Annotated in this window: 24 protein-coding genes; 17 read left to right on the top strand and 7 right to left on the bottom strand. The window is 73.0% G+C overall.

The annotated features are described in order from the left end of the window. The first annotated feature begins 5 nt into the window (after positions 1-5). From ectB to ACETWP_RS03150, 11 genes are all read left to right on the top strand, one after another. Positions 6-1,280, top strand: a complete 1,275-nt coding sequence (ectB, locus tag ACETWP_RS03100) for a diaminobutyrate--2-oxoglutarate transaminase (protein ID WP_373970732.1) — start codon at positions 6-8, stop codon at positions 1,278-1,280. A gap of 47 nt (positions 1,281-1,327) precedes the next feature. Then, on the top strand, positions 1,328-1,726 hold the full coding sequence (locus tag ACETWP_RS03105; protein WP_373970733.1) for an ectoine synthase: 399 nt from the start codon (positions 1,328-1,330) through the stop codon (positions 1,724-1,726). A 67-nt stretch (positions 1,727-1,793) separates the two neighbouring features. Then, positions 1,794-3,161: a dual-specificity RNA methyltransferase RlmN gene (gene rlmN, locus ACETWP_RS03110; protein WP_373970734.1), complete on the top strand. Its 1,368-nt coding sequence runs from the start codon at positions 1,794-1,796 to the stop codon at positions 3,159-3,161. A gap of 247 nt (positions 3,162-3,408) precedes the next feature. Then, on the top strand, positions 3,409-4,170 hold the full coding sequence (locus tag ACETWP_RS03115) for an oxygenase MpaB family protein (protein WP_373970735.1): 762 nt from the start codon (positions 3,409-3,411) through the stop codon (positions 4,168-4,170). Between the two features lie 86 nt (positions 4,171-4,256). Next, positions 4,257-4,616 carry a thioredoxin gene (gene trxA, locus ACETWP_RS03120; RefSeq protein WP_373970736.1) on the top strand — a complete coding sequence of 120 codons (360 nt, stop codon included), beginning with the start codon at positions 4,257-4,259 and terminating at the stop codon, positions 4,614-4,616. Positions 4,617-4,735: 119 nt separating this feature from the next. Continuing rightward, entirely contained in the window at positions 4,736-5,893 is a 1,158-nt protein-coding gene (locus tag ACETWP_RS03125) for a pyridoxal phosphate-dependent aminotransferase (protein ID WP_373971013.1), read from the top strand. Positions 5,894-6,064: 171 nt separating this feature from the next. Next, positions 6,065-6,442 carry a DUF2695 domain-containing protein gene (locus ACETWP_RS03130; protein WP_373970737.1) on the top strand — a complete coding sequence of 126 codons (378 nt, stop codon included), beginning with the start codon at positions 6,065-6,067 and terminating at the stop codon, positions 6,440-6,442. 78 nt (positions 6,443-6,520) lie between these two features. Further along, the gene (locus ACETWP_RS03135) at positions 6,521-7,510 is read left to right on the top strand and encodes an ABC transporter ATP-binding protein (RefSeq protein ID WP_373970738.1); all 990 of its coding nucleotides are present in this window, start codon (positions 6,521-6,523) and stop codon (positions 7,508-7,510) included. Further along, on the top strand, positions 7,507-8,259 hold the full coding sequence (locus ACETWP_RS03140; RefSeq protein ID WP_373970739.1) for an ABC transporter permease: 753 nt from the start codon (positions 7,507-7,509) through the stop codon (positions 8,257-8,259). Before ACETWP_RS03135 ends, ACETWP_RS03140 begins: the two co-directional genes overlap by 4 nt. Beyond that, positions 8,256-9,368 carry a sensor histidine kinase gene (locus ACETWP_RS03145; protein ID WP_373970740.1) on the top strand — a complete coding sequence of 371 codons (1,113 nt, stop codon included), beginning with the start codon at positions 8,256-8,258 and terminating at the stop codon, positions 9,366-9,368. Before ACETWP_RS03140 ends, ACETWP_RS03145 begins: the two co-directional genes overlap by 4 nt. Then, positions 9,365-9,970 carry a response regulator transcription factor gene (locus ACETWP_RS03150; protein ID WP_373971014.1) on the top strand — a complete coding sequence of 202 codons (606 nt, stop codon included), beginning with the start codon at positions 9,365-9,367 and terminating at the stop codon, positions 9,968-9,970. Before ACETWP_RS03145 ends, ACETWP_RS03150 begins: the two co-directional genes overlap by 4 nt. A gap of 18 nt (positions 9,971-9,988) precedes the next feature. Here the strand turns inward: ACETWP_RS03150 and ACETWP_RS03155 are convergent, their stop codons facing one another. From ACETWP_RS03155 to purB, 3 genes are all read right to left on the bottom strand, one after another. After that, complete coding sequence (locus ACETWP_RS03155) at positions 9,989-10,429, bottom strand: acyl-CoA thioesterase (protein ID WP_373970741.1); 441 nt, start codon at positions 10,427-10,429, stop codon at positions 9,989-9,991. Positions 10,430-10,431: 2 nt separating this feature from the next. Continuing rightward, positions 10,432-11,496, bottom strand: coding sequence for an FUSC family protein (locus tag ACETWP_RS03160; protein WP_373970742.1), 1,065 nt, complete (start codon positions 11,494-11,496; stop codon positions 10,432-10,434). A gap of 120 nt (positions 11,497-11,616) precedes the next feature. After that, positions 11,617-13,026, bottom strand: coding sequence for an adenylosuccinate lyase (gene purB / locus ACETWP_RS03165; RefSeq protein ID WP_373970743.1), 1,410 nt, complete (start codon positions 13,024-13,026; stop codon positions 11,617-11,619). A gap of 171 nt (positions 13,027-13,197) precedes the next feature. Here purB and ACETWP_RS03170 point away from each other — a divergent pair, with 171 nt between their 5' ends. Both ACETWP_RS03170 and ACETWP_RS03175 read left to right on the top strand, forming a co-directional pair. Further along, the gene (locus ACETWP_RS03170) at positions 13,198-13,482 is read left to right on the top strand and encodes a hypothetical protein (RefSeq protein ID WP_373970744.1); all 285 of its coding nucleotides are present in this window, start codon (positions 13,198-13,200) and stop codon (positions 13,480-13,482) included. Beyond that, a complete protein-coding gene (locus ACETWP_RS03175; RefSeq protein WP_373970745.1) occupies positions 13,482-14,915 on the top strand; it encodes a hypothetical protein in 1,434 nt (477 codons plus the stop codon). The genes ACETWP_RS03170 and ACETWP_RS03175 overlap by 1 nt, the downstream gene beginning before the upstream one ends. Here ACETWP_RS03175 and ACETWP_RS03180 read toward each other — a convergent pair. Genes ACETWP_RS03180 through ACETWP_RS03195 form a run of 4 tightly spaced genes read right to left on the bottom strand, consistent with a single transcriptional unit; the run spans position 14,884 to position 20,640 of the window. Continuing rightward, complete coding sequence (locus ACETWP_RS03180; RefSeq protein ID WP_373970746.1) at positions 14,884-15,288, bottom strand: phage holin family protein; 405 nt, start codon at positions 15,286-15,288, stop codon at positions 14,884-14,886. The genes ACETWP_RS03175 and ACETWP_RS03180 overlap by 32 nt on opposite strands. A 33-nt stretch (positions 15,289-15,321) precedes the next feature. Further along, positions 15,322-16,851, bottom strand: a complete 1,530-nt coding sequence (locus tag ACETWP_RS03185) for an FAD-dependent oxidoreductase (RefSeq protein ID WP_373970747.1) — start codon at positions 16,849-16,851, stop codon at positions 15,322-15,324. After that, positions 16,848-19,130, bottom strand: coding sequence for a molybdopterin oxidoreductase family protein (locus tag ACETWP_RS03190; protein ID WP_373970748.1), 2,283 nt, complete (start codon positions 19,128-19,130; stop codon positions 16,848-16,850). The genes ACETWP_RS03185 and ACETWP_RS03190 overlap by 4 nt, the downstream gene beginning before the upstream one ends. A gap of 1 nt (position 19,131) precedes the next feature. Then, the gene (locus tag ACETWP_RS03195) at positions 19,132-20,640 is read right to left on the bottom strand and encodes an MFS transporter (protein WP_373970749.1); all 1,509 of its coding nucleotides are present in this window, start codon (positions 20,638-20,640) and stop codon (positions 19,132-19,134) included. Positions 20,641-20,833: 193 nt separating this feature from the next. Between ACETWP_RS03195 and hisC the strand changes: the two genes are divergently transcribed. From hisC to ACETWP_RS03215, 4 genes are all read left to right on the top strand, one after another. Continuing rightward, entirely contained in the window at positions 20,834-21,955 is a 1,122-nt protein-coding gene (gene hisC / locus ACETWP_RS03200) for a histidinol-phosphate transaminase (RefSeq protein ID WP_373970750.1), read from the top strand. Positions 21,956-22,075: 120 nt separating this feature from the next. Next, positions 22,076-23,284 carry a pyruvate dehydrogenase (acetyl-transferring) E1 component subunit alpha gene (pdhA, locus tag ACETWP_RS03205; RefSeq protein ID WP_373970751.1) on the top strand — a complete coding sequence of 403 codons (1,209 nt, stop codon included), beginning with the start codon at positions 22,076-22,078 and terminating at the stop codon, positions 23,282-23,284. Beyond that, positions 23,281-24,255, top strand: a complete 975-nt coding sequence (locus tag ACETWP_RS03210) for an alpha-ketoacid dehydrogenase subunit beta (RefSeq protein WP_373970752.1) — start codon at positions 23,281-23,283, stop codon at positions 24,253-24,255. Before pdhA ends, ACETWP_RS03210 begins: the two co-directional genes overlap by 4 nt. A 54-nt stretch (positions 24,256-24,309) precedes the next feature. Beyond that, positions 24,310-25,851 carry a dihydrolipoamide acetyltransferase family protein gene (locus ACETWP_RS03215; protein WP_373970753.1) on the top strand — a complete coding sequence of 514 codons (1,542 nt, stop codon included), beginning with the start codon at positions 24,310-24,312 and terminating at the stop codon, positions 25,849-25,851. The last annotated feature ends 59 nt before the right edge of the window (positions 25,852-25,910 follow it).

Consider the following 25,910-nt stretch of genomic DNA (forward strand, 5'->3'; position numbering starts at 1 on the left):
CCCTCATGAACGACATCTTCGAAACGCTGGAATCCGACGTCCGCGGCTACTGCCGCACCTGGCCGGCGGTGTTCGCCCACGCCTCCGGCAGCACGATGACCGCCGAGGACGGCTCCGAGTACCTCGACTTCTTTTCGGGGGCCGGTGCCCTGAACTACGGGCACAACAACCCCGAACTGCTCCGGCCGCTGCTGGACTACCTGGCCAGCGGCGCCGTCGTGCACTCGCTGGACATGAAGACACCGGCCAAGCGCCGGTTCCTCGAGACGTTCCAGCGGCTCATCCTCGAGCCGCGGAACCTGGACTACAAGGTCATGTTCCCCGGGCCGACGGGCACCAACACCGTCGAGGCCGCGCTGAAGCTGGCGCGCAAGGTGACCGGCCGGCAGCATGTCCTCAGCTTCACCAATGCCTTCCATGGCATGACCCTCGGAGCACTCTCGGTCACCGGAAACTCGATGAAGCGCGCCGGCGCCGGCATCCCGCTGACGAACAGCTCCAAGATTCCGTACGACGACTATTTCAACGGCGAGACCGACGACTTCATGTGGCTCGAGCGCGTGCTCGAGGACAGCGGCTCCGGCGTGGACAAGCCCGCCGCGGTCATCGTGGAAACGGTCCAGGGCGAGGGCGGGCTCAAGGCCGCCCGCGCCGGCTGGCTGCGCGGGCTGTCGGACCTGTGCAAGAAGCACCAGATCCTGCTGATCGTGGACGACGTCCAGGCCGGCTGCGGCCGCACGGGCACGTTCTTCAGCTTCGAGGAGTCCGGCATCGAGCCCGACATCGTGTGCCTCTCGAAGTCGATCTCCGGTTTCGGGTTGCCCATGGCGCTGACCCTGTTCCGCCGCGACCTCGACGCGTGGAGCCCCGGGGAGCACAACGGGACGTTCCGCGGCCACAACCCCGCGTTCGTCACGGCGACCGCCGCGCTCGAGCGCTACTGGGCCGACGACGACTTCCAGAACGACGTGGCCGGCACGATCGCGGCGCTCCACCGCGGCCTGGACGCCATCGCCGGGTCCGTCGAGGGCGCCTCCGTCCGCGGCCGCGGGCTGCTGGCCGGCATCGTGTTCCCGGATGTCGACGCCGCGGGCGAGGTCGCGGCCGAGGCCTACCGCCGCGGCCTGCTCGTCGAAACCTCCGGCCCCAGCGACGAGGTGCTCAAGGTGATGCCCGCCCTGACCATCGGGCACGCCGACCTCGAGCGCGGCCTCGGCATCCTCGCGGAGTCCGTCCGCGCCGTCGTCGGGTCCCGGACCCCCGCGCTCGCCGGAGCCTAGCGGCACCGGCCGCCCCCACCGAACAACCACGACCCCAAGGAGCAACCATGTTCGTCACCCAGCTGAACGACCTCAACGACACCGACCGCGACATCAAGTCCGAGACCTGGCGCAGCCGCCGCATGGTCCTGGCGGGGGAGGGCGTCGGCTTCTCCTTCCACGACACCGTGATCTACGCCGGCACGACGTCGACGTTCCACTACGCCAACCACGTGGAGGCCGTCTACTGCGTGCAGGGCGAGGGGACGCTGACCGACGAGGTCACCGGGCAGGTCCACGAGCTGCGCGACGGCACCATGTACCTGCTCGATGGGCACGAGAAGCACACCGTCAGGGCCACCACCGAGCTGCGGATGGCCTGCGTCTTCAACCCGCCGGTCACCGGCCGGGAGGTGCACGACGAGAACGGCGTGTATCCCCTGATCGAGGCGACGCCCGCGCGCTAGCGGCCCCGGCGGTCGCCTCCCCGCGCCGACCTGCCGCTCGGCGGGTCTCCGTGGGAGAATGGAGCCAATGACTTCCGACCAGCAGCGCAGCGAGGACCGTCCGCACACTCCCGCGGGACCGGGTTCCACCGCGGCCCACCAGCCCGCCGACCTCCACCCCGCCGACGGGCACCACCGCACGGGGACGTCTCGCGCGCACGCCTCGCGTCCCGAGCGGACTCCGGACGCGATCGACGCGGTGCGCAGCGACGGCCGCGTTCAGGTGCGCCCCACGGCGGAGGGGTGGAAGCAGGCCATGGGGCCCGACGGACGCCCGCAGCTTCAATTCGGGACCCGCACCCGCGTCTCGCAACCGCCGGAGCACCTCGCGGACCTGTCGCTGGCCGAGCGCCAGGCCAAGCTCAAGGACATGGGGTTGCCCGGCTTCCGCGCCAAGCAGCTCTCCGTGCATTACTTCCAGCACTACACGACCGATCCCGCGCAGATGAGCGATCTGCCGAAGGAGGGCCGCGAGGAGCTCGCCTCCGCGCTCTTCCCGAAGCTGCTCACCGAGGTCAAGCGGCTGACCACGGACAACGGCGACACCGTCAAGTTCCTCTGGCGGCTGTTCGACGGCTCGCTCGTGGAGTCGGTGCTGATGCGCTACCCCGGCCGCGTGACCCTGTGCGTGAGCTCCCAGTGCGGCTGCGGCATGAACTGCCCCTTCTGCGCGACGGGCCAGGCGGGACTGACCCGCAACATGTCGGCGGCGGAGATCCTGGACCAGATCGTCCAGGCCAACCGGGTCATCGCCGAGGGCGGGCTGGGCGGAACGCGGCGCGACGGGGGGCACGACGCCGAGCGCGTCACCAACATCGTCTTCATGGGGATGGGCGAGCCGCTGGCCAACTACAAGCGGGTCATGACAGCGGTGCGCCGCATGGTCGCCGAGGCCCCGGAGGGCCTGGGCATGAGCGCGCGCAACATCACCGTCTCCACCGTGGGCCTGGTCCCGGCCATCAACAAGCTGGCCGAGGAGAACATCCCGGTCACCTTCGCGCTGAGCCTGCACGCGCCCGACGACGAGCTGCGCGACGACCTCATCCCGGTCAACTCCCGCTGGAAGGTCGACGAGGCCATCGACGCGGCCTACAACTACTACCGGACCACCGGGCGCCGCGTGTCGATCGAATACGCGCTGATCAAGGACATGAACGACCACGCCTGGCGCGCCGACCTGCTGGCCAAGAAGCTGAACAAGCGCGGCCGCGGTTGGGTCCACGTGAACCCGATCCCGCTCAACCCGACGCCGGGCTCCATCTGGACCGCGTCGGACCGCGACGTGACCGCCGAGTTCATCAACCGGCTGATCGACGCCGGCATCCCCACGACCCTGCGCGACACGCGGGGCAAGGAGATCGACGGGGCGTGCGGCCAGCTGGCCGCAGCGGAGTAGCGGCTACCCCTGCCCCCGCAGGCGGTGCCGGTGAACTCCTCGGACGGGGGCAGGCGGGCACGCGCGTCGCCGGTGGCCCGCACGGATTAGGATCGGCGGTATGGGCACACTGCGGGGAAGCGCTCCACGGAGCGGAGGGGCCGCCGAAGCGACGGCATCGGCTGAGTTGTCGGTCGGACGGCCCGGGGCGCCGGTCGAGGCGCGGCCCGGGCGTCGGTCCACGAGACGATCGGCGGCGCCGTCGGAGGTGCGCGGCATCGCCGACGTCGCCCCGGAAGCGGTGCTGCTGGCCGGCGCGGGGAGGGCACTGCTGCTCCAGCTGGCCCTCCCGCCCGTGGGTCGCGGCGTCGTGCGGCACAGCGATTTCGCCGCCGATCCCCTGAAGCGCCTGCACGGAACACTGCGCTACATCTACGCGCTGACCAACGGCACGCCCGCACAGGCCGCCGCGGCCCGGGCCTGGGTCGAGCGGGCGCACGAGCCCGTTCACGGCACCGCGCGCGACGGCGGTCCGGCGTACGACGCCCACGATCCGCGGCTGCAGTTGTGGGTCGCGGCGACGCTCTACGACTCCGCGACGCTGGTGCGTGAGGCCGTCCTGCCGCCGCTGGGCGAGGATGAGGCGGAGCGGCTGTACCGGGACTACGCCCTGCTGGCCACGGCCCTGCGGATGCCCCCCGACCTGTGGCCGCCGACGCGGGAGGATTTCGCGCGATACCGGGACGGCGTCATCGCCGAACTGTCCGTGGACGACGAGGTGGCGCGGGCCGGGCGGGATCTGCTCGCGGCGCGGAACGCCCCCCGGTGGGTCCGGGCCGCGATGCCGCTCGCCCGGCTGCTGACGGCCGGGTTCCTGCCGGGCCGGCTGCGCGGGCCGTTCGGCCTGGCGTGGAGCCCCCGCCGGGAGCGCGCGTTCCGGGCTGCGCTCGCGGTGGTTCGGGTCGTCTACCCGCGGCTGCCCCGCGCCGTCCGGCACGCGCCGATGCGTCACTACCTCCGCGCCGCGTAGTCCGCCCGAGGGGAATAATACCCAGGGGGGTATGGTTGGAATCACCGGCGCGCAAACGCGCCACCCTCCGACCGAAAGGACCGGCCGTGGCCTCCGTCAATCTCAACTCCTCCAACTTCGAGCAGGTCGTCGCCCGCGACGGGATCGTCCTGGTGGACTTCTGGGCCGCGTGGTGCGGACCGTGCCGGCAGTTCTCCCCCGTCTACGAGGCCTCATCCGCCCTCCACGCCGACATCGTGTTCGGCAAGGTGGACACGGAGGCGGAACAGCAGCTCGCGGCCTCCGCCCGCATCACCTCCATCCCGACGCTCATGGTGTTCCGCGACGGCGTGCTGGTGTTCTCGCAGCCGGGCGCCCTTCCGGCGCCGGCGCTCGAGGACCTGATCTCGCAGGTCCGGGCGCTCGACATGGACGAGGTGCGCCGCAAGGTCGCCGCGGCCGGCTAGCGGCAGGGCGCGGGCGGTGTGAAAGGCTGGGACCGGACACCGCCGTCGTACCCCGAGGAGCCGCCGTGAAACGCCATCCCGCCATCGCGAGCCGGGCCCAGGTGCCCGCCTTCCAGGTGATGGACATCCTCCGGCGCGTGGCCGAGCTCCGCGGGGAGGGACGCGACGTCGTCTCGCTCTGCGCGGGCGAGCCCGGCGGCGGCGCACCGACCGGGGTCTCGGCCGCCGCGGCCGCGCTGCACTCCTCCGGGGCGCCGCTGACCTACACGCCCGCGCTCGGCATCGCCGGGCTGCGCCGCGCCGTCGCGGGGCACTACCGGCGCTGGTACGGGATCGAGGTCCCGCCGGAGAACGTCGCCATCACCACCGGCTCCTCCGGCGCCTTCATGCTGCTCTTCCTGTCCTCGTTCAACCCGGGCGACCGCGTCGCGCTGGCCCGTCCCGGGTACCCCGCGTACCGGAACATCCTGGGCGCCCTCGGCATCGAGGTGGTCGAGTTGGACTGTGGCCCGGCGACGCGGTACCAGCCGACGGCGGAGCTGCTCGACGCCGCGGTGCGCGAGCACGGTCCGCTCGCGGGCCTGATGCTCGCCTCTCCGGCCAACCCGACCGGCACCATGGTCACCCGCGCGGAGCTGGCCGAGCTCGCCGCGTGGTGCGCGCGCGGCGGCGCGCGCCTCATCAGCGACGAGATCTACCACGGCATCACCTACCCCGGCGCGGGCGCCGAGGATCCCCGCGGCGTCTGCGCGTGGGAGCTCGACCGCGACGCCGTGGTGATCTCCAGCTTCTCGAAGTACTGGGGGATGACCGGCTGGCGACTCGGCTGGGCGATCGTCCCGGACGACCTGCTGCCCGTCGTGGACGCGCTGGCCGGCAACGTGGCGCTCTGCCCGCCGGCGCCGGCGCAGTACGCGGCGATCGAGGCGTTCACCGAGGAGTCCTACGCGGAGGCGGAGGCCTTCGTGGAGGAGTTCGCGCGGACGCGGAGCACCCTGCTGGACAACCTCGGGCGGCTCGGCTGGGGCCGGGCCGCGCCGGCGGACGGCGCGTTCTACCTCTACGCCGACCTCGGCGACGAGCTGGAGGGGTTCGCGGACTCCGCCGAATACTGCTCCGCCCTGCTGGAGGGCGCGGGCGTGGCGCTGGTGCCGGGCGGCGACTTCGACGCCGAGGGCGGGCGCACCGCCGTCCGGCTGAGTTTCGCCGCGGGCAGCGCGGCCGTCGCCGAGGCGGTCGAGCGGATCGTGCGCTTCCAGGCGGATCGCCGGCGGTAGGCTCCGTCCACCGTCACCGTCCCCTTGCCCGGACTCCGTCCACGCCCCCGTCCACAAGGCGCCGGGCACGCGCGTTATCCACAACGCGGCGGCTCCCGCAACGCGCTGGGCGCCGCGAGCCCATGCTGGAGTCACCGGGCGCGTCGCCCGGGGCAACGGAGGGAGAACGCCATGGGCCAGCCGGAAGTCGGAAGCCTCGAGGAGGAGCTGCGGCTCCTCTCCTCGGAGATGACCAGGCCCCGGGCGCGGGAATGCCTGCTGTGCTACCTGTACCGGATGCTGGAGTTCGGCTGCCGCGGGCACGAATTCACGGTGCGCTACCGCGACCTCCGCGCGCCCCGGGCGACGGCCCTGCTGGCCCGGCTCGGCCGGATGGGCGGGCTTTGTTGCGAGTGCGAGGTCTTCATGAACGCGTACCAGCCCAACCCCCGGTACTTCGCCGAGAACGTCGACGGCGACTACATCGTGGACCCCATGCCGCAATGCCACGGCGTCCGCCGCGGCTCCACCCAGCCCTGCTGCCTCTGGGTGCGGATCCCTCGCTGGTGAGCGGCCCTGACACATGTCATGCCGAACCCGTGACGGCCCCCACCTGCGCAGGCGCCGGCGGACCGGCAGACTGGTGCCATGGATCCGACACACGACACACCGCCAGCCATCCGCCTGCGCGGGCTGCGCAAGGGCTTTGCCACCGGCGCCGGGCGCGTGACCGCCGTCGACGGCATCGACCTGACCGTCGGACGGGGCGAGATCGTCGCGTTCCTCGGACCCAACGGGGCCGGCAAGACGACGACCATCGACATGCTGCTGGGGCTGACCCCACCGGACGCGGGAACCGCCGAGGTCCTCGGCCTCCCGCCGCGCCGGGCCGTGCGGTCCGGCCGCGTGTCCGCCGTCCTGCAGACCGGGGGCCTGTTGCGCGACCTGACGGTGCGGGAGACCGTGCAGGCCATCGCGTCGCTGCACCGCGCCGGCGGACGCGTGGCCGAGGTCATGGAGCGCACGTCCATCTCCGGGATCGCCGGACGCAAGGTCTCCAAGTGCTCCGGGGGCGAGCAGCAGCGGCTGAAGTTCGCGCTCGCACTGCTGCCGGACCCGGATCTGCTGATCCTCGACGAGCCGACCGCCGGCATGGACGTGAACGCGCGCCGCGACTTCTGGGAGACGATGCGCCAGGACGCCGACTCGGGACGGACCGTGCTCTTCGCGACCCACTACCTGGAAGAGGCCGAGCAGTTCGCCCAGCGGACCGTGCTGATCGTCCGGGGCGGGATCGTCGCGGACGGTTCCACCTCCCAGGTCCGTTCGATGGCGTCCGGGCGCACGGTCTCGGCGACCCTGCCCGCGCTCGAGGCAGCGGGCCCGGCCGGGGACCACCCCGTCCTGGCTGCGCTGCGCGGACGCGCGGACGTGCGGCGCCTCGAACGCAGCGGCGCCCGGATCACGGCGACGGCCACCGATTCGGACGCGCTGGCGATGGCGCTGCTCCGCGACTTCCGCGCGCACGACCTCGAGGTGTCCGCGCCGAGCCTCGAGACCGCCTTCGTCGACCTGACGCGGGGCGGGTCCGCCGTCGTGCCGGCGGCCGACGTCATCGCGGCGGGTGGAGCGGCATGAACGCCACCTATCTGCGCATCGATCTCCTCCGGCAGCTGCGCGACGTCTCCAACATCATGTTCGTGCTGCTCATGCCGATGGCGATGTATCTGGTCTTCGGGGTCTCCATGGGTGACGGAGACGCCGCCGTGGGCGACGGCAACGTCAAGTTCTACGTGATGTCCTCGATGGCGGCCTACGGTGCGGCCCTGGCGGCCACCACCGCGACGGGCGGCGCAGCCGTCGAGCAGATGCAGGGGTGGGGCCGACAAATCGGCCTGACGCCGGTGGCCCCCCTCCAGGTGGTCCTGGGCAAGGTCGCCACGGCGATGGTCGTCACCGCCGGGAGCATCCTCGTGGTCCACGCGGCCGGGGCGGCGACCGGGGCCACGGCGACGGCGGGCGTCTGGGCCGCCACGTACCTCGTCTCCCTCGCCGGAGCGGCACTCTTCGCCCTGTTCGGCTTCGCCGTCGCCATGCTCTTCAAGAGCGAGTCGGCGCTCGGCGTGGCCACCGGCGTGCTGGTGCTCATGTCCTTCGTCGGCAACGTGTTCATGCCGTTGAGCGGGGCCATGCAGGACTTCGCGCGGTTCACGCCGATGTACGGCTACGTGGGCCTGGTCCGTTGGCCGCTGCTCGAGGGCGCGACCGCCACGGAGGGGGCCACGCCGGACACGGTTGCCGGGCTGCTCGCCAATGTGGTGGCATGGGTCCTCATCTTCGGCGCGGCGGCGGTCGTCGGCGTCGCCCGGGGGCGGAGGCGGGCATGAGCGCCCTCCCGGAGCGGACCGACGGCACGGCCCGGGACCCCGGCGACGGCTGGAGCCGCTACGGCTGGCTCCTGCCCGCGGTCTGGCTGGCGTTCCTCGGCTACACCGTCGCCGCCGTGCTCTCGGCCGGGCTCGGCTCCGCCGGGGTCGCCGCCGGGCTGGCGCTCGTCGCGCTTTTCGCCGCGGTGTACCTCGCGGCCTTCGTCGTCCTCGGCGGACCGCTGTGCGGTCGGCTCCGCTTCGCCCACTGGAACTGGGTGGGCCTGGGCGCCATGGTGGCCATCATCCTGGCCATGTCCGCCCTGATCGGCGTCGCCGCCACGTTCATGGCGCCGTTCGTGATCGCCTACGCCTGCTATCTGCTGCCGCGCGCCGGTGCGTGGTGGGTGGGCGGCGCGACCCTGGCCGGCTGCCTCGCCGCCCTGCTCGCCAGCGCCCAGACGGGGCGCTATGGGTTCATGCTGATCATCCTGGCGGGGGTGTTCATCGTCAACATGACCCAGGCGTCCCTGATGGCCGCCGACAACCGCAACCAGCTCATGGCACGGGACCTGGCCATCGTCTCCGAGCGCGAGCGGGTGGCCCGGGACGTGCACGACGGGCTGGGCCACACGCTGACCGTCGTCGCCCTGAAGGCCGAGCTCGCGGACCGCATCCTGGACACCGATCCGGCGCGTGCCCACGCCGAACTCGGCGAGTTGCGCGCGCTCCTGCGCGAGGCCCTCGGCGAGGTGCGCAGCACCGTCGGGGGGCTGCGAGCCAACGACCTGACCACGCAGGCGCGGGCGCTCGAGCTGGCGCTGCGGGGCGCCGGCATCGAGGTCGCCTCGGAGGGCGATCCCGGCGACGTCGACCCCGCGCTCCAGGTGCCCCTCGGGTGGGTGCTGCGCGAGGCCGGGACCAACGTGCTGCGCCACTCGCGCGCCGCGCACTGCACGCTCCGCTTCGGCCGCGGGGCGCTGTCCGTCGAGGACGACGGGGTGGGGGTCGGGTCCAGCGCTCCCGGACACGGGCGCCGCGGGATGGCCGAACGGGTCGCGGAGGCCGGCGGATCGCTGGAGGTCTCCGGGCTGCCCGACGGCGGGACCCGGGTGGCGGTCTCATGGTGATCCGGGTCCTCGTCGCCGACGACCACGCGCTGGTCCGCGGCGCGCTGGTGGCCCTGCTGAACCTCGAGGCGGACATCGAGGTCGTGGCCGAGGCGTCCGACGGAAGCCCAGTCCTCGCCGCCGTCCTGGAGCACCGCGTCGACGTCTGCCTCCTCGACATCCAGATGCCCGTGATGGACGGTATCGAGGCCACCGCCCGGGTCCGCGCCGGTGCCCCGACGTGCCGGGTCCTCATGGTGACCACGTTCGGCAGAACCGGCTATCTCCGGCGGTCGCTCGAGGCGGGGGCCAGCGGGTTCGTGGTCAAGGACACGCCGGCCGCCGAACTCGCGGAGGCCATCAGGCGGGTCCACGCAGGGTTGCGGGTCGTCGACCCCCAGCTCGCCGCCGAGTCGCTGGCCGAGGGCGGCAACCCGCTGACGGCGCGCGAGCGCGAGGTTCTGGGGCTGGCGCGGGACGGGCTGCCGATCGCGGCCATCGCCTCCGCGGTGCACCTCACGTCCGGGACCGTGCGGAACCACCTGTCGGCGGCCATCGGGAAGACCGGCGCGGGGAACCGGATCGAGGCGGCCAGGACCGCCGCCGACCGCGGGTGGTTGTGAGTCCCGCTCCGCGGGACCTCAGTCCACGGGCGGCGGGAACCGGTCCAGATGCTGCCGCGGCACGCGGTCCCGGTCGTATGTGATCTCGGTGTAGCCGTGCGGCGCGGGAAGGCCGTCCTCGCCGAGGTTCACGAAGACGATCTTGTCGATCGTCAGGATGGACTGGCGGGTGAACATGTTGCGCACCTCTGCGCGCATCGTCAGGGAGGTGCGGCCGAAATGCGTAGCGGTCAGCCCCATCTCGATGAGGTCGCCCTGGCGGGCCGAGCTGACGAAGTTGATCTCGGACATGTACTTGGTCACGGCCATGCCGTTGCCGAGCTGGACGATCGCGTAGATCGCGGCCTCCTCGTCGATCCAGCGCAGCAGACTGCCGCCGAAGAGCGTGCCGTTGGCGTTGAGGTCCTCCGGGCGGACCCATTTGCGCGTGTGGAACGTGATGTCGCCGTAGGGAACCATGGCTAGACCCTATCGGCGGGCTCGTCGCGGCGCAGCACGTCCAGCATGCGGCGCAGGCACTTGCCGATCGCGCCGGCGACCTGGCGCGTCCCGGCTTCGGCGAGGTCGTTGTCGTCCATCCAGGCGCCGAGCGCGGAGTTCCGTTCCTCCGCGGCCTGCTGGGCCTCGACGGCATCCTCCTCCGGTGCGGTGGCGAGGATGGCCAGGGTCCGCAGGCACTCCGCCACGAGCACGCGGAACGGCTCCGGCAGGTCGCCCCCGATGCCCCGCCCGGCCTCGGGGCCGGCGAGGAGTTCGGTGAGGTCCTTCGTCTGGAACGCCACGCTGTCGAGGGCGTTGAGGACGACGAAGTCGTCCGTCAGGTCCACGCCCTTGAGCCGGGCCCGCGGGTTGGCACGGGCGCTTTCGTGCCCGACCTCCAGCTGGGCCCGGACGTTGCGGGCCTCGCGGAGCAGGTCCCGCGCGCGCAGGTTCCACATCTCGTTGTCGGCCGGCCAGGAGTCCACGACGTCGTCGGCGATCTCGGTCAGCGTCCGGGCGAACCGCTCCCGGAAGTCGAGGAGGGCGTCGGCCGCGCTGGCCGTCGTCAGCGGCGGGAAGACCAGGATGTTGACGGCCAGGCCGACCAGCACGCCGACGGCCATCTGGCTGAGGTATCCGAAGGAGTACCCGTCGGCGTCGCCGCCGCCGAGGACCAGAACGAACAGGGCCGCGACCGGAACGTATTCGCGGCCGGCGCCCAGTCCGCGGATCCCGCCGAGCAGGACACCGGTCCCGGTCACCAGCATGATGCCGAGGAGTGGCGGCAGGGACGCCAGGACGAAGACGCCGGCGAGCAGGATGCCGAGGATGAGGCCGAGCAGCGTCTGCATGCTCCACTGGATCGACCGCGCGAACGTCGGATGCATGCTGAGCACGGCGCCCAGCGGGGCGTAGTACGGGTACTTCGCCGCGTCGCCGGGAAGGTGCGGCGCGATGAGCCACGCGATGCCGGTCGCGAGCGCGACCTTCGCCGCCATCATGGCGCGCGGAGCCAGGGATGCCCGTGCCCGGGCTGAAAGGGTCATCCCCCCAGACTGCCCCACCCCGGACCCGCGGCACAACGCGCACTAGTCAGGGGCGCGCGGCCCGTCCCCGGGAGCGGCGGACCGGCGGCGAACCCGCGCGCGGCCCGCCGGCTGCCGGGGCTACTGCGACAGATGGTCCACCAGCAGCGGGGCGATGCCGTGGTAGGTGGCCGGGGTGAGCCGGAGGAGCCGGTCCCGTGCCTCGTCGGAGAGCCCCAGACCGGAGACGAACTCCTTCATGCGGGCGGCGTCGACGCGCTGGCCGCGGGTGAGGTCCTTGAGTCGTTCGTAGGGGTTCTCCATGCCGGGGACGCCGGCGATCGCCTCGGCGCGCATGACCATCTGGATCGCCTCGCCGAGCACCTCCCAGTTGTGGTCCAGGTCGTCGGCCAGGACGTCCGTGGCCACGTCGAGGCGCTCCAGTCCCTTCGCGACGTTGGAGATCGCGAGGAGCGAGTGGCCGAACGCGGTGCCGATGTTGCGCTGCGAGGAGGAATCCGTGAGGTCGCGCTGCCAGCGGCTGGTCACGAGCGTCGCCGCCAGGGTGTCGAGCAGGCCGTTGGAGATCTCGAGGTTGGCCTCGGCGTTCTCGAAGCGGATGGGGTTGACCTTGTGCGGCATCGTGGAGGAGCCGGTCGCCCCGGCGACCGGGATCTGCGCGAAGTAGCCGATCGAGATGTAGCTCCACACGTCGGTGCAGAAGTTGTGCAGGATCCGGTTGAAGCGCGCGACGTCGGCGTAGAGCTCCGCCTGCCAGTCGTGGGATTCGATCTGCGTGGTCAGCGGGTTCCACGTCAGTCCGAGGGCCTCCACGAAGGTGCGCGAAACCTCCTGCCAGTCCGCGGTGGGGACCGACGCGTAGTGGGCCGCGTAGGTGCCGGTGGCGCCGTTGATCTTGCCCAGGTACTCGGTGCGGCCGATCCGATCCAGCTGGCGGCCCAGGCGCCACGCGGTCACGGCGAGCTCCTTGCCCAGCGTCGTGGGGGTGGCAGGCTGGCCATGGGTCCGCGACAGCATCGGGATCTCCCGCGTCGCCTCGGCCATCGCCGCGACCTGCTCGACGAGCGCGCGGGCGGCCGGAAGCCAGACCCGCTCGACGGCGCCCTTGACGCCGACGGCGTAGGAGAGGTTGTTGATGTCCTCGCTGGTGCAGCCGAAGTGGACCAGCGCGGTGAGGTCCTCGATCCCGATTCCACCCAGTCGGCGGCCGATGAAGTACTCCACGGCCTTGACGTCGTGCACCGTGACGGCTTCGATCTCCGCGAGTTCCGCGACCGAGCCGGCGTCGAACTCGGTGACGATCTTCCGCAGCGCGGCGGCCTGTTCCGGCGCGAGCGGCCGGGTGCCCGGCAGGACGGCCTGCGACGTCAGGTGGATCAACCACTCGACCTCGACGTGCACGCGGTCGCGGTTCAGGGCCGCCTCGGAAAGGTGGTCCACCAGCGGGGCGACCGCGGAGCGGTACCGTCCGTCGAGGGCGCCCAGTGCGAGCGGTTCGGAAGCGAGGGAAATGCGCGCGGAATCAGCCATGCCACCCATTCTTCCATGAGGGCCAGCGCCGCCGGGAGTCGGTGTCTTCTCCCCGCACAGGCGCCGCGGAGGGCGGGGGATGCACAACCGCGCCCGCGGCGGCCGGGGTACTGCGCCGGCCGCCTAGCGTGGGAACGACCGGTGGTGGATGCCGGGAGGGAGCGGCGGGTCATGGACGGTCAGGGGTCGGAGGCGGTCTGGGAGGACATGGAACTCCGTGCGGCGCGGGCCGCGGCATACGTCGACGAGGCACGCCGCCGCGTCGCGGTGCTCCGCGGCCTCGACTGGCGGTCGCCGGCCGGCATGGCCTTCCTCCGGCAGCTGGAGGCCGTCGCGCTCGAGCTCGGCGGGATCGACGGCGACGTCGAGGACGCGCGCCGGGACGTCGCCCTGGGACGGGCCCGCGCGTCGGCGCTGCGCCGGCTGGGGGACGCGGCGGCGCGGGGAGGCGCGTGATGGGGCACGTGGTCCGCGGCGGGGTGGCCGGCGCCGGCTTCAGCCTCGACGAGCTGGAGCGGGCGGCCGCGCTTCTGGGCCGGTCCGCGGCGGACCTCGGCGCCGCCGCGGACTGTTTGGACGGGTCGCTCGCGGCGCTGGGCAGGCTGCTGGTCTCGGCGGACGCCGCCGTGGCGGTGTGGTCCGAGGCCGGACTGCGGCGGGCTTCCGTCTCGGTCCGCGCCGTCCACCTGAGGGTCGGCGTGCTCGGCGCCGGCGTGCTGCACGCCCGGCGGATCTACGAGGAGACGGAGGCCCGGGTGCTCCGGACCGTGCATGCGGCACGCGCGGCGGTGTTGCCGCTCATTGTCGCCCACGATCTCGCCACGAACGCGGTGAGGCCGCGCGCGGCCACCACCCAGGACCTGGTCAACCAGTCCCCGGCGCTCGCCGGCGCGCTGCTTCCGCTGCTTTTCCCGGCGTCCTACCCGGTGGCCTCCCGGCTCGGGGCGTTCCGGGACCGGGCGCACGGGGGCGTGTTCGACACCACCGTCGCGGAGCGCCTGTATCCGCGGTTGGCCGGGGTCGCCACGCGCCTGGAGTGGGTCGAGGTGGCCCCGATCGAGATCTCGGTGGTCGCCCCGGCGCGTCGCGTCCCGTTCGCCGGGACCGTGGACGGCCTGATGGCGCTGCAACGGGCGGCGGAGCCGCCGGAATCCGGCGCCGGCGCGCTGCTGGTCACCACGGTGGACACGCCGTCGGGACCCGTGCACGTCCTGACCCTCCCGGGGACGCAGCTGCGGCACGGGGACGCCCCCGGTTCCGTGCCCGGCCCCGGGGCCGCCCCGCACGCCAACCCCTGGGACGCGGGCGGCATCGTGGAGGGGATGGGGCTCGGCAGCCAGCACGTTGCCGCGGCCGCCCTCGAGGCGCTGGAGCGGGTGGGCGCGAAATCCGGGGACCGGCTGGTGCTGGCGGGCTACAGCCAGGGCGGGATCCACGCGGCCAATCTGGCGGCGGATCCGCGGCTGGCCGCGGCGTTCGACGTCGAGCAGGTGTTCACGGTCGGGTCCCCCGTCGGCAACATGGACCTGCCGGCCGGCGTGCGCGCGTTCCACGTGGAGCACGTGGACGACCCCGTGCCGGGGACCGAGGGCGCCACGAATCCGGACACCCGGAACCGGGTCACGGTCTATCTCGATGGCTACGGCGGGGGCGTCGACCGCGGGCAGGGGGGTTTCGGCGCCGCGCACGATCTGCAGAACTACTCGGCCGAGCTGTCCGCGCTCCGGGCTTCCACGGACCCGGCGCTGGTGGAGGCGGGGGCGGCGCTGGGCGCGGTCTTCGCCGGCGCCACCGCGGCGACGACGCGCACGGTGAGCCTGCGGCGGACCGGGGCCTCCGCGGCCGGGGCCCCGCGCGCTACTCGGGCCCGGGGAGCAGCCAGCCCATGACTGCGGAGACGATGCTGATGATGATGGTGCCGAAGATCGCGTCCCAGAAGAAGGTGTCGACGTGGAATTCAACGGGGGTGTAGCTGCTGATCCACGAGGTCAGCATCAGCATCCCCGCGTTGACCACGATCGCGAAGAGCCCCAGGGTAATGCACGTGATCGGCAGCGACAGGAGGCTCACGATGGGCCGGACGAAGGCGTTCACCAACCCGAAGATCAGGCCCACCGCCAGGTAGGCGACGATGACGCCGATCGTGTCGTTGCCGGTGGCGCGGGCGGCCGCCTGCGAGCTGACGGTTATGCCGGGCACGATCCACGCGGCGGCGGCGAGGGCCAGCGCGTTGACCAGGACGCGGATGAGGAAAGGGAACATGCGCCCATCCTGACATACGCCGGGCGCCAGTGTTTAGGCCGGCACCGCCGCCCGGGCCAGCATGGCTTCGATCCGTTCGCGGCAGCCGCCACAGCCGGTGCCGGCGCGGCAGGCGCGCCCGACCTCCTCGACCGTCGCGCTGCCGGTCGCCGCGGCCTCCGCGACCTCGCCGTGCGTGGCTCCGCTGCAGCGGCACAGCACGTCGTGCGCGCCGGCCGGCGCCGCAGGAGCCGGCTGGGCGTCGTCGTCGAGCCGGAACAGCGTGCTGCGGTCCGCGGGCAGCTCGCCGCCGCGTTCGAACAGCAGCACCAGCTCCGCCGCGGTCCGCGGCATCCCCACGGCGACGAAGCCCGTGAGCACCCCCTCCACGGTCACCATCTTGCAGTAGCGGCCCTGGCGCGGGTCGGCCCACACGCTCACGCGCTGCGGGCCGTCGTCCCACGGCGTCGCCGAGACGTCTCCCGCGGCCGCGAGATCGACCCCGCGGGACTTGAGCAGGATCACCGCCGGAGACTCCGGGGGAAGGGCCGTGTCGGGGTCGTCCGCGCCGCCCGTGCTAACGGCGCCGCCAAAGCGACCCAGCGGATGGGTGGCGAGATAGCGTGCCAACCAGGCGGCCTGCGCCCATCCCGGACCGATCAGCCCGCTCGGCGGGCGCCCCTCGACGGCCGCGCAGTCGCCGATCGCGAACACCCGGTCCTCGGTGTCGGCCCGCAGCCGGCGGTCGACCCTGATGCCGCCGTCCGCGGCCAGCCCGCAGCCCTCGGCGAGTCCGCCGCGCGGACGCACCCCCACCGACAGGACCAGCAGGTCTCCGGGCACCACCGCGCCGTCGTCCAGGACCAGGCCGGAGAACCGGCCGTCCTCCAGCCGCACCGCCACGGCGCGGGAGCGCGGCGACACGTGGACGCCCGCCGAACGCAGCGCGCCCGCGAGCACCCGTCCGCCGTCGTGGTCCACGGCCCGGGCCAGCGGAACGTCTCCGTGGTGGACGAGCGTCGACGACGCGCCGTGCTCCCGGACGGCCAGGGCCGCCTCGACGCCCAGGATCCCGCCGCCGAGCACCACCACGCGGCCCCCCGCGCTCACGACGGGCAGGAGCCGCGCCGCGTCGTCCAGGTCCCGCAGGCAGATCACGCCCTCCGGAAGCGAGGGTTCCCCGTGGGGCGAGAAGTCGACCCCGCGCAGGACGGGGACGGCGGGCCGCGCGCCGGTGGCGAAGACCAGCCGGTCGTAGGGCAATTCCGCGCCGTCGGAGAGCGCCACGCGCCGACGGGCCCGGTCCACGCGCAGGGCCGTGGTGCCCAGGCGCACGTCGACGCCCGCGGCCCGCAGCTCGTCGGCGTCGGCCAGCGCGACCGCGGTCGGCGTCGTCCTGCCCGTGCCCACGTCGGCGACCAGCACGCGGTTGTACGCGGCATGGCGTTCCGCGCCGACGACGGCGATCGCCGCGTGGCCGGACGCGACCCGCGGCAGGAGCTCCTCGACCAGCCGCGCGGCGGCGGGTCCGAAGCCCAGGACGACGATCCGCTCGGCGCAGGCCGACCGCCCTGACGCGCTCATCGCGGCACCGCCGCGGACAGGTCGGGCAGGCCGTGTCCCGGGGACCGTCCCGGGAACGGGTCCGCCGGGCGGTCCGCCGTGGACCCGGCCGCCATCGACGCGCCCGGGCCGAGGGGCGCCATGAGGATCGGGGTGTTCTTGAACGCCGGCATGGAGCTGATCGGATCCGTCAACGCCCGCGTGAGGAGGTTGGCGCTGCCCGAGCCGCCGAAGTGGAAGGGCATGAACACGCTGTCGGCGCGGATGTCGGCGCTCAGGGTCGCCCGCCCGACCGCCCGACCGCGGAGGCTGCTGACGGACACGAGGTCCCCCTGCGCGATGCCGAGGGCCAGCGCCGTCGACGGGTGCAGCTCCACCCGCGGCTCGGGCTGGGCCGCGAGGAGCTCGGGGACGCGCCGGGTCTGGGCGCCGGACTGGTAGTGCTCCATCAGGCGGCCCGTGAGCAGGGTCAGGAAGCCGGGCTCGTTCGGCGCGCCGGACGGGGAGCCCGCCCGGACCGCGATCAGCCGTGCCCGGCCGTCCGGGTGGGCGAAACGCCCCAGAAAGAGCCGAGGGGTCCCGAGCAGCGACGGCAGTCCGGCGTGCGCGGCGTCGGGCGGGAGATCGGCGCCGGACGGCGCCCCGTCCGGGCCCGTGGCCGGGCACGGCCAGTAGACGGCGGCCCCGCCGTCGAGCGCCTCGTAGCTGACGCCGGAGTAGTCGGCCAGCCCGCCGCGCGAAGCCTCCCGCAACTCGGCGAAGACCGCGCGGGGGTCGGCCGGGAAGCGTCCCGGCGCGTCCAGCCGCCGGGCCAGTTCCGCGAGGATCCAGAGCTCGGAGCGCGCACCCTCCGGGGGGTCCACGGCCCGGCGCCGGCGCAGGATCCTGCCCTCCAGGTTCGTCATCGTGCCCTCCTCCTCGGCCCACTGCAGGACCGGGAGCACGACGTCGGCCTCCGCGGCCGTCTCGGAGAGGAAGAAGTCGCAGACGACGAGGAAGTCCAGCCGCCGCAGCCCGTCGACGACGCGGCCCGCGTCCGGCGCGGAGACGGCGACGTTCGCGCCGTGGACCATGAGCATCCGGGGTCCGCCCGGGAGCCCCAGGCTATGCAGCAGCTCCGTGGCCGGGACGCCCGGGCCCGGGATCACGCCCTCGTCGACGCCCCAGGCGGCGGCGACGTGCGCCCGGTCCGCGGGATCGGTGATCTTGCGGTAGCCGGGCAGCTGGTCGGACTTCTGCCCGTGTTCGCGCCCGCCCTGGCCGTTGCCCTGGCCCGTCAGCGTGCCGTACCCGCCCGCCGCGGTGCCCGGAAGCCCGAGCAGCAGGGCGAGGTTGATCGCGGCGGTCGTGGTGTCCGTGCCGTTCTCGTGCTGTTCGACGCCGCGCCCCGTCAGGATGTACACGCGCGGACCCCCCGCCGCGGCGGCGCGGGCCGCGGCCGCCAGGCGGTGCGCCGCGTCGCGCACGAGCCGCGCGGGAACGCCCGTGGCGGCCTGCACGCGCTCGGGCCACCAGGGCGCCGCCGACCGCGCGACGGCGTCGCGGCCCGTCGTGCGCGCCGCGAGGTACTCCTCGTCGGCCAGCCCCTCGGCGAGCACCACGTGGGCGAGCCCGAGCAGCAGCTGCAGATCGGTCCCCGGCGTCGGCTGCAGGTGCAGGCCCCCGCCGTCGGACGTCAGGCGTGCCGTGGCGGAACGCCGCGGATCGACGACCAGCAGGCCGCCGGCGCCGCGCACGCCCTCCAGGTGGCGGAGGAAGGGCGGCATGGTCTCCGCGACGTTCGAGCCCAGCAGCAGGACGGCGCCCGCCCCCGCGAGGTCGGCGAGCGGGAACGGCAGCCCGCGGTCGAGACCGAATGCCCGGTTGCCGGCGGCGGCCGCCGACGACATGCAGAATCGCCCGTTGTAGTCGATCCGTGAGGTGCCCAGCGCCAGCCGGGCGAACTTGCCCAGCTGGTACGCCTTTTCGTTGGTCAGCCCGCCGCTGCCGAACACGGCCACCGCGTCGGCGCCGTGGTCGCGGCGGACAGCCCGCGCCCGGTCGGCCACCGCGTCCAGCGCCGTGTCCCAGTCGGCCGGGCGGAGCCGGCCGTCGGCTCCGCGCATCAGCGGGCGGACGACCCGCTCGGGCGAGTCCAGCAGCTTCGCCGCCGACCAGCCCTTGCGGCACAGCGCGCCCCCGTTGGTCGGGAAGTCGCGCCCGGCGATCTCGGGAACGCCTTCGGGCGCCGCCGCGACCGTCATCGCGCACTGCAGCGCGCAATAGGGGCAGTGGGTCGGGGTCGGGGCGCGGCCGGTCACGCTACACCCCCTGCCGGGCGAACGCGGTGCCCGGGCGCAGGTAGCAGAACCAGGTCAGCGCGAGCATGCCCAGATACGCGGCGACGAACCCGGAGAACGCCGCCGTGTAGGCCCCGGTCGCTCCCGCCGAGGCGCCGAGGGCCTGCGGGATCAGGAAGCCGCCGTAGGCCCCGATGGCCGAGACCAGCCCGAGGGCCGCGGAGGCCTGCCGTTCTGGGGACACCGGCGCGGCGGAGGTCCGGCGCCCGTCCGCTTCCGCGTTCCCGTCCGCCTCCGCGTCCGCTGCTCCGCGCGCCCCCATGGCCGCGGCCGCGGTCCGGCGCAGCGAGAAGACCGTGGGGATCATCCGGTAGGTGGAGCCGTTGCCGACGCCGCTCGCCGTGAACAGCGCGATGAAGAGCGCCAGGAACAGCCAGAAGTTCCCCAGCGGAAGCACCGCGGTGACGGCCACCGTGATCGCCGCCATGACGGCGAAGGCGCACACCGTGATCCGGGCGCCGCCGACGCGGTCGGCCAGCCGGCCGCCGATCGGCCGGGCCAGCGACCCGACGAGCGGACCGAGGAACGCCAGCGACAGGGACGCCCCGGCGACGGCGAAGGACGAGAACTCGGGAAAGGTGTCCTTGATGAGCTTCGGGAAGACCGCGGAGAAGCCGATGAACGAGCCGAACGTGCCGATGTACAACACCGCGATGACCCACAGGTGAGGCTCGCGCAGCGCGGCGAGCGAGCCGGCGGCGTCGCCCTTGGCGTGGCTGAGGTTGTGCATGTGCCGCCGCGCTCCCCAGGCGGCGACCAGGATCAGGGGGATCCACACCAGCCCGGCCAGGGGCAGGTTCAGCGAGCCGGCGGCGAAGGCCGTCACGGCCAGGGGGACCACCAGCTGCGCGACGGAGGCGCCGAGGTTGCCGCCCGCCGCGTTCAGGCCCAGCGCCCAGCCCTTCTCGCGGGCCGGGTAGAAGTACGTGATGTTGGCCATCGAGCTGGCGAAGTTGCCGCCGCCGAAGCCGGCCATGCCAGCGAGGGTGAGCATGACCCAGAAGGGGGTCGACGGGTCCGACACCGCCCAGGCCAGGCCCCCCGCGGGGAGCAGGAGCAGGAGTGCCGAGACGACCGTCCAGTTGCGCCCGCCGAAGCGGGGGACCATGAAGGTGTAGGGGACGCGCAGGGTCGCCCCCACGAGGCTCGGCATCGAGATGAGCCAGAAGACCTGGGAGGTGGTCAGGTCGAAGCCGGCCGCCGGCAGATAGATGGCGACGATGGACCACAGCTGCCAGACGACGAAACCGAGGAACTCGCAGAAGATCGACCACTTGAGGTTCACGGATGCCGTGGTCCGTCCGATCCCGTTCCAGAAGCGGGCGTCCTCCGCGTCCCAATTGTCGATCCAGCGGCCGGGGCGCATGGCCAACGCGGGCGCGGTGTCCGACGCGGCATGCCCGGTCGCGGCCGGGGCGTGGACCGGCGCGCGGTCGCGGGCGTCGGCCGTGAGTTGCTCGACGGGACCCATCGGTACCTCCTGGTGTTCGGGATCGTTGGGTTCCACCCTCCCAACCCCGCGTTTCCGACGAGGTCGGCCCACGTTTCCATTGGAGAAACCGTTATTCACAGCGTTCCGGGGAGACGGTGAGGGCGGGTGGCCCCGGGGAAGCCCCCGGATCCGGAGCGGCTGCGCGTGCCGGCCCGGCGTTAGGCTTGTGGGCATGACCACTGAGAATTCCGTCACGCCCAACGAGGTGCAACCGCGTCCCGTGCTGGACCGCCTTCCCAAGTACGCCGCCGGGAAACCCCCGGCCGCCATCGACGGCCTGACCTCCTACAAGCTCTCGTCCAACGAGAACCCCATGCCGCCCGTCCCCGCGGTCCTCGACGCCATCCGCGAAGGCGTCGACTACAACCGGTACCCGGACCCGCTGGCCACCCGGCTGCGCGCGGCGCTCTCCGGCTTCCTCGGCGTCCCCGCCGAGGACATCGTCACGGGGGCGGGCAGCCTGGGTGCCCTGAACCAGATCCTGCAGACCTTCGCGGGCCAGAACGACGACGGCGTCCCGGACGAGGTCGTCTACGCCTGGCGCTCCTTCGAGGCCTATCCGATCTGCGTCGGGACCACCGGCGCGGTCTCCGTGCAGGTCCCCCTGCTGGCGGACGGCCGCCACGACCTCGACGCGATGGCGGCCGCCGTGAACGACCGCACGTCCGTCGTCCTCCTGTGCACCCCGAACAACCCGACGGGTCCGGCCCTTTCCCGCGCGGAGGTCGAGGACTTCATCGCCCGGGTGCCGCGCAACGTGCTGGTCGTCATCGACGAGGCCTACATCGAGTTCGTCCGGCAGGCCGACGCGGTCGAGGGCATCGAGATGTACCGCAAGCACCCCAACGTCGTGGTGCTGCGCACATTCTCCAAGGCGCACGGCCTCGCCAACCTCCGGGTCGGCTACTCGGTGTCCCAGCCGCACATCACGGCGTACCTGCGCGTGATGGCGACGCCGTTCGCGGTGTCGTCGCTGGCGGAGAAGGCCGCCGTCGCCTCGCTGGAGAACCACGCCGACGTTGTCGAAAGGGTACAAACCCTCGTCGACGAGCGGACGCGCGTGACGGAGGGGCTGCGCGCCCTGGGCTGGCAGGTGCCCGACGCGCAGGGCAACTTCGTGTGGCTCGACCTCGGGGACAACACCCCGGAGTTCACCCGCCTCGCCGCCGAGCGGGCCCTGTCCGTGCGGGCCTTCGGGAACGAAGGGATCCGCGTCAGCATCGGGGAGGAGGAGGCCAACACCCGCTTCCTCGAGCTTTGTAGCAACTATCCAAAGGGCCCCGGAGTTTCCTAGTCGGTAACAGAACGGGGACGGAAGCGGCCCGGCCAGTAGGCTGGTGAGGTATTTCCGTCATATGCCCCCCGCGGAATGCATGCCGCGGGGGGCATATTTCTTAGTGGAGGGCAGTAGCGCATGACGTCGACCCGGCAGGAAGTCACCGACCCGGAGGCCTCCGGACACGCCGATCCGGACCTCGCAGATCCGGAGATGGTGCGGCTGCTGGGCCCCGACGGCGCGTTGCGGAGCGATGCCGAGTACTCGCCCTATGTCGCGGACGTCGACGCCGAGATGCTGCGCGGGTTCTACCGGGACATGGCCCTGACCCGGCGCTTCGACGAGGAGGCGACCGCCCTCCAGCGCCAGGGGCAGCTGGCCCTGTGGGTCCCGCTACGCGGCCAGGAGGCGGCGCAGATCGGATCGGGCCGCGCCACCCGGCCCCAGGACTACATCTTCCCGACCTACCGCGAACACGGCGTCGCCCTGACCCGGGACGTGGACTTCCCGCAGATGCTGCGCATCTTCCGCGGCATCTCCAACGGTGGCTGGGACCCCCGGGAGAACAACTTCCACATGTACACGATGGTTCTCGCGGCGCAGATGCCGCACGCCACGGGCTACGCGATGGGCGTCCAGCGCGACCAGGCGGGGTGGGACCGCGCCCGCCTCGAGAAGGACGGCACCGCCGTCGTCGCCTACTTCGGCGACGGGGCGTCGTCCGAGGGCGACGTCCACGAGTCCATGGTCTTCGCGGCCAGCTACACGTCGCCCGTCGTGTTCTTCTGCCAGAACAACCAGTGGGCCATCTCCGTCCCGTTCCACGTGCAGTCGCGGGTCCCCCTGGCGGACCGCGCCCGGGGGTACGGCTTCCCGGGCGTCCGCGTCGACGGCAACGACGTCCTGGCCGTTTTGGCCGTCACTCGATGGGCCCTCGAGCGCGCCCGCCGCGGCGACGGCCCGGCGCTCATCGAGGCGTACACCTACCGCATGAGCGCGCATACGACGGCGGACGACCCGACCAAGTACCGGCTCGGCGCCGACGAGCGGGCCTGGGTCGAGAAGGACCCCATCAGCCGGCTCGAGAAGCACCTGCGCGCCGAGGGCCACGCCGACGACGACTTCTTCGCGCGGGTCGCCGCGGACGGGGACGCGATGGCGGCGCGCGTGCGGCGGGAGGCGCTGGCCTTCGAGCCGCCCGAGCTCGCGCAGTCGTTCGGCAACGTCTACGCCGAGGCCCACCCGCTGATCCAGGAGGAGCTGCGCTGGCACCGCGAGTACGAGGCCGGGTTCGACGACGGCGCCGCCCCGGACGCCGGAACCACCGCGGGGGAGGACGCGCGATGACCACCATGACCATCGCGAAGGCCCTGACGGCCGGGCTGCGTCGCGTGCTGGAGGAGAATCCGAAGTCGCTGCTCATCGGCGAGGACATCGGGCGGCTGGGCGGGGTCTACCGCATCACCGACGGCCTCCTCGCCGACTTCGGCGAGGACCGCGTGGTCGACTCGCCGCTGGCCGAATCCGCGATCATCGGCACCAGCATCGGGCTCGCGCTGCGCGGCTACGCGCCGATCGCCGAGATCCAGTTCGACGGCTTCGTGTTCCCCGGGTTCAACCAGATCACCACGCAGCTGGCCAAGATGCGCGCCCGCGCGGAGGGGCGGTTCGGCGCCCCGGTGGTCATCCGGATCCCCTACGGCGGGGGCATCGGGTCCATCGAGCACCACTCGGAGTCCCCGGAGGCGCTGTTCGCCCACACGGCGGGCCTGCGGATCATCACCCCGTCCAACGCGAACGACGCCTACTGGATGATCCAGCAGGCCGCCGCCTGCCAGGATCCCGTCGTCTTCTTCGAGCCGAAGCGCCGGTACTGGCTCAAGGGCGAGGTCGACACGGAGAACCCCGCGCCGGACGCGTTCCGGGCCCAGGTCGTGCGCGAGGGCGCGGACGCCACGATCGTGGCCTACGGGCCCTTGGTTCCCGTCGCGCTCGCCGCCGCGGAGGCGGCCGCCGAGGACGGGCGCGACGTCGAGGTGATCGATCTGCGCTCGATCAGCCCCATCGACTTCGACGCCGTCGTTGACTCCGTGCGCAAGACGGGGCGCCTCGTTGTCACCCACGAGGCGCCGACCTTCGGGGGCATCGGCGGCGAGATCGCGGCCCGCGTCTCCGAGCGGGCCTTCCTGTCCCTGGAGGCCCCCGTCATCCGCGTCGGCGGCTTCCACATGCCCTATCCGGTGGCGAAGGTGGAGGAGCAGTACCTCCCGGACATCGACAGGCTGCTCGAGGCGCTGGACCGCTCCTTCGCCTACTAGCCGCCGGGCGCAGGCCCACCGTCCACCCCGCAGTCCCCGCCCGAGGAGGCACCCATGAGCACCTTCCATCTTCCCGACGTCGGCGAAGGCCTGACCGAGGCCGACGTCGTCTCCTGGAAGGTCAAGCCCGGCGACGACGTCGTGGTGAACCAGGTGTTCGTCGAGATCGAGACGGCGAAGTCGCTGGTGGAGCTGCCCAGCCCCTTCGCCGGCGTCGTCACCGAGTTGCACGCGGCCGAGGGGGAGACGCTCGCGGTCGGCGCGCCGCTGTTCTCCGTGAGCGAGGGGACGGCCGCGGGGGAGCCCGCCGCCCCCGCGTCGACGGCGGCGTCCGAAGCAGCGGGCAGTGCCGCGGGCGGTGCCGACGACGACGACGCGACGCCGGCCGTGCCCGCCACGGGACTGGAGGACGCCGCGCCCGCCGCCGCAGCCGTCGGGGACGACGAGGTGGCCCCCGGCCCGCTCGTCGGTTCCGGACCGAAGGCCGATCCGGTCCGCCGCCGCCCGCGCCAGGGCCGTCCTTCGACGCAAGGACCCACGTCCGTGCCGCAGGCCGCACCGGCACCGTCTGCACCGGCACCGTCCGCCCCGGCCCAGTCCACGGCGAGGGATGCCGGCACCCATCCCGCCGCGGATCCCGCGGCCCCGGCCGGTACGGCGCCGTCGCGCGGCATCCCGCCGCGGCCACGGGTTCCGGCGTTCATCGGACGGGTGCTGGCCAAGCCGCCGGTCCGGAAGATCGCCAAGGAACTCGGCATCGACCTGCGCGAGGTCCCCGCCACGGGCGGCCGCGGCGAGGTGACCCGCGGGGACCTGCTGTCCTACCAGGCCCAGCGCGAGGCCGAGCAGGCCGCGGCACCGACGTTCTGGGCCTCGCGCGAGGCCCCACTGGACAGCCGGATCGAGCAGGTCCCCGTCCGCGGCGTGCGCAAGGCCACGGCCAAGGCGATGGTCGACTCGGCGTTCTCCGCCCCGCACGTCAGCATCTTCGTCGACGTGGACGCGTCGCGCACCATGGAGTTCGTGCAGCGGCTGAAGAAGAGCCGCGACTTCGAGGGCATCAAGGTGTCGCCGCTGCTGATCTTGGCCAAGGCGGTCGTCTGGGCGGCGGCGCGCAATCCCAGCGTCAACGCGAGCTGGGTGGACACCGAGCACGGCTCGGAGATCCGGGTGAAGCACTTCATGAACCTCGGCATCGCGGCGGCGACCCCGCGCGGGCTCCTGGTGCCCAACATCAAGGAGGCCCAGGACCTCAGCCTGCGCGAGCTCGCCGTCGAGCTGAACCGGCTCGCGGCCACCGCGCGGGAGGGCAAGACCCGGCCCGAGGACATGCGGGACGGCACGCTGACCATCACCAACATCGGCGCGCTGGGCATCGACATCGGCACCCCGATCATCAACCCCGGGGAGGTCGCGATCGTCGCCTTCGGGACGATCAAGCTCAAGCCGTGGGTGGTTTCCGGCGAGGTGGTGCCCCGCTGGATCACGACGCTCGGCGGCAGCTTCGACCACCGGGTGGTCGACGGCGACCTGTCCGCGCGGTTCATGGCCGACGTCGCGGCCATCATGGAGGAGCCGGCGCTGCTGCTGGAGTAGTGGTTCGGCCGACGGGCCGTGCCGCCGCGTGCCGAGGAAGATGCCTAGTGAAACGCGGG

It is taken from the genome of Arthrobacter halodurans (assembly GCF_041877255.1).
Taxonomy (GTDB): domain Bacteria; phylum Actinomycetota; class Actinomycetes; order Actinomycetales; family Micrococcaceae; genus Arthrobacter_N; species Arthrobacter_N halodurans.

Bases quoted from the DNA above. Each gene is read 5' to 3' on its own strand.
- purB (WP_373970743.1), bottom strand. From the start codon at position 13,026: ATGGCTGATTCCGCGCGCATTTCCCTCGCTTCCGAACCGCTCGCACTG.
- ACETWP_RS03210 (WP_373970752.1), top strand. From the start codon at position 23,281: ATGACCACCATGACCATCGCGAAGGCCCTGACGGCCGGGCTGCGTCGC.
- ACETWP_RS03175 (WP_373970745.1), top strand. From the start codon at position 13,482: ATGGGGCACGTGGTCCGCGGCGGGGTGGCCGGCGCCGGCTTCAGCCTC.
- ectB (WP_373970732.1), top strand. From the start codon at position 6: ATGAACGACATCTTCGAAACGCTGGAATCCGACGTCCGCGGCTACTGC.
- ACETWP_RS03130 (WP_373970737.1), top strand. From the start codon at position 6,065: ATGGGCCAGCCGGAAGTCGGAAGCCTCGAGGAGGAGCTGCGGCTCCTC.
- ACETWP_RS03160 (WP_373970742.1), bottom strand. From the start codon at position 11,496: ATGACCCTTTCAGCCCGGGCACGGGCATCCCTGGCTCCGCGCGCCATG.
- rlmN (WP_373970734.1), top strand. From the start codon at position 1,794: ATGACTTCCGACCAGCAGCGCAGCGAGGACCGTCCGCACACTCCCGCG.
- hisC (WP_373970750.1), top strand. From the start codon at position 20,834: ATGACCACTGAGAATTCCGTCACGCCCAACGAGGTGCAACCGCGTCCC.
- ACETWP_RS03105 (WP_373970733.1), top strand. From the start codon at position 1,328: ATGTTCGTCACCCAGCTGAACGACCTCAACGACACCGACCGCGACATC.
- ACETWP_RS03170 (WP_373970744.1), top strand. From the start codon at position 13,198: ATGGACGGTCAGGGGTCGGAGGCGGTCTGGGAGGACATGGAACTCCGT.
- ACETWP_RS03180 (WP_373970746.1), bottom strand. From the start codon at position 15,288: ATGTTCCCTTTCCTCATCCGCGTCCTGGTCAACGCGCTGGCCCTCGCC.
- ACETWP_RS03135 (WP_373970738.1), top strand. From the start codon at position 6,521: ATGGATCCGACACACGACACACCGCCAGCCATCCGCCTGCGCGGGCTG.
- ACETWP_RS03125 (WP_373971013.1), top strand. From the start codon at position 4,736: ATGGACATCCTCCGGCGCGTGGCCGAGCTCCGCGGGGAGGGACGCGAC.
- ACETWP_RS03185 (WP_373970747.1), bottom strand. From the start codon at position 16,851: ATGAGCGCGTCAGGGCGGTCGGCCTGCGCCGAGCGGATCGTCGTCCTG.
- pdhA (WP_373970751.1), top strand. From the start codon at position 22,076: ATGACGTCGACCCGGCAGGAAGTCACCGACCCGGAGGCCTCCGGACAC.
- ACETWP_RS03140 (WP_373970739.1), top strand. From the start codon at position 7,507: ATGAACGCCACCTATCTGCGCATCGATCTCCTCCGGCAGCTGCGCGAC.
- ACETWP_RS03145 (WP_373970740.1), top strand. From the start codon at position 8,256: ATGAGCGCCCTCCCGGAGCGGACCGACGGCACGGCCCGGGACCCCGGC.
- ACETWP_RS03195 (WP_373970749.1), bottom strand. From the start codon at position 20,640: ATGGGTCCCGTCGAGCAACTCACGGCCGACGCCCGCGACCGCGCGCCG.
- ACETWP_RS03155 (WP_373970741.1), bottom strand. From the start codon at position 10,429: ATGGTTCCCTACGGCGACATCACGTTCCACACGCGCAAATGGGTCCGC.
- ACETWP_RS03215 (WP_373970753.1), top strand. From the start codon at position 24,310: ATGAGCACCTTCCATCTTCCCGACGTCGGCGAAGGCCTGACCGAGGCC.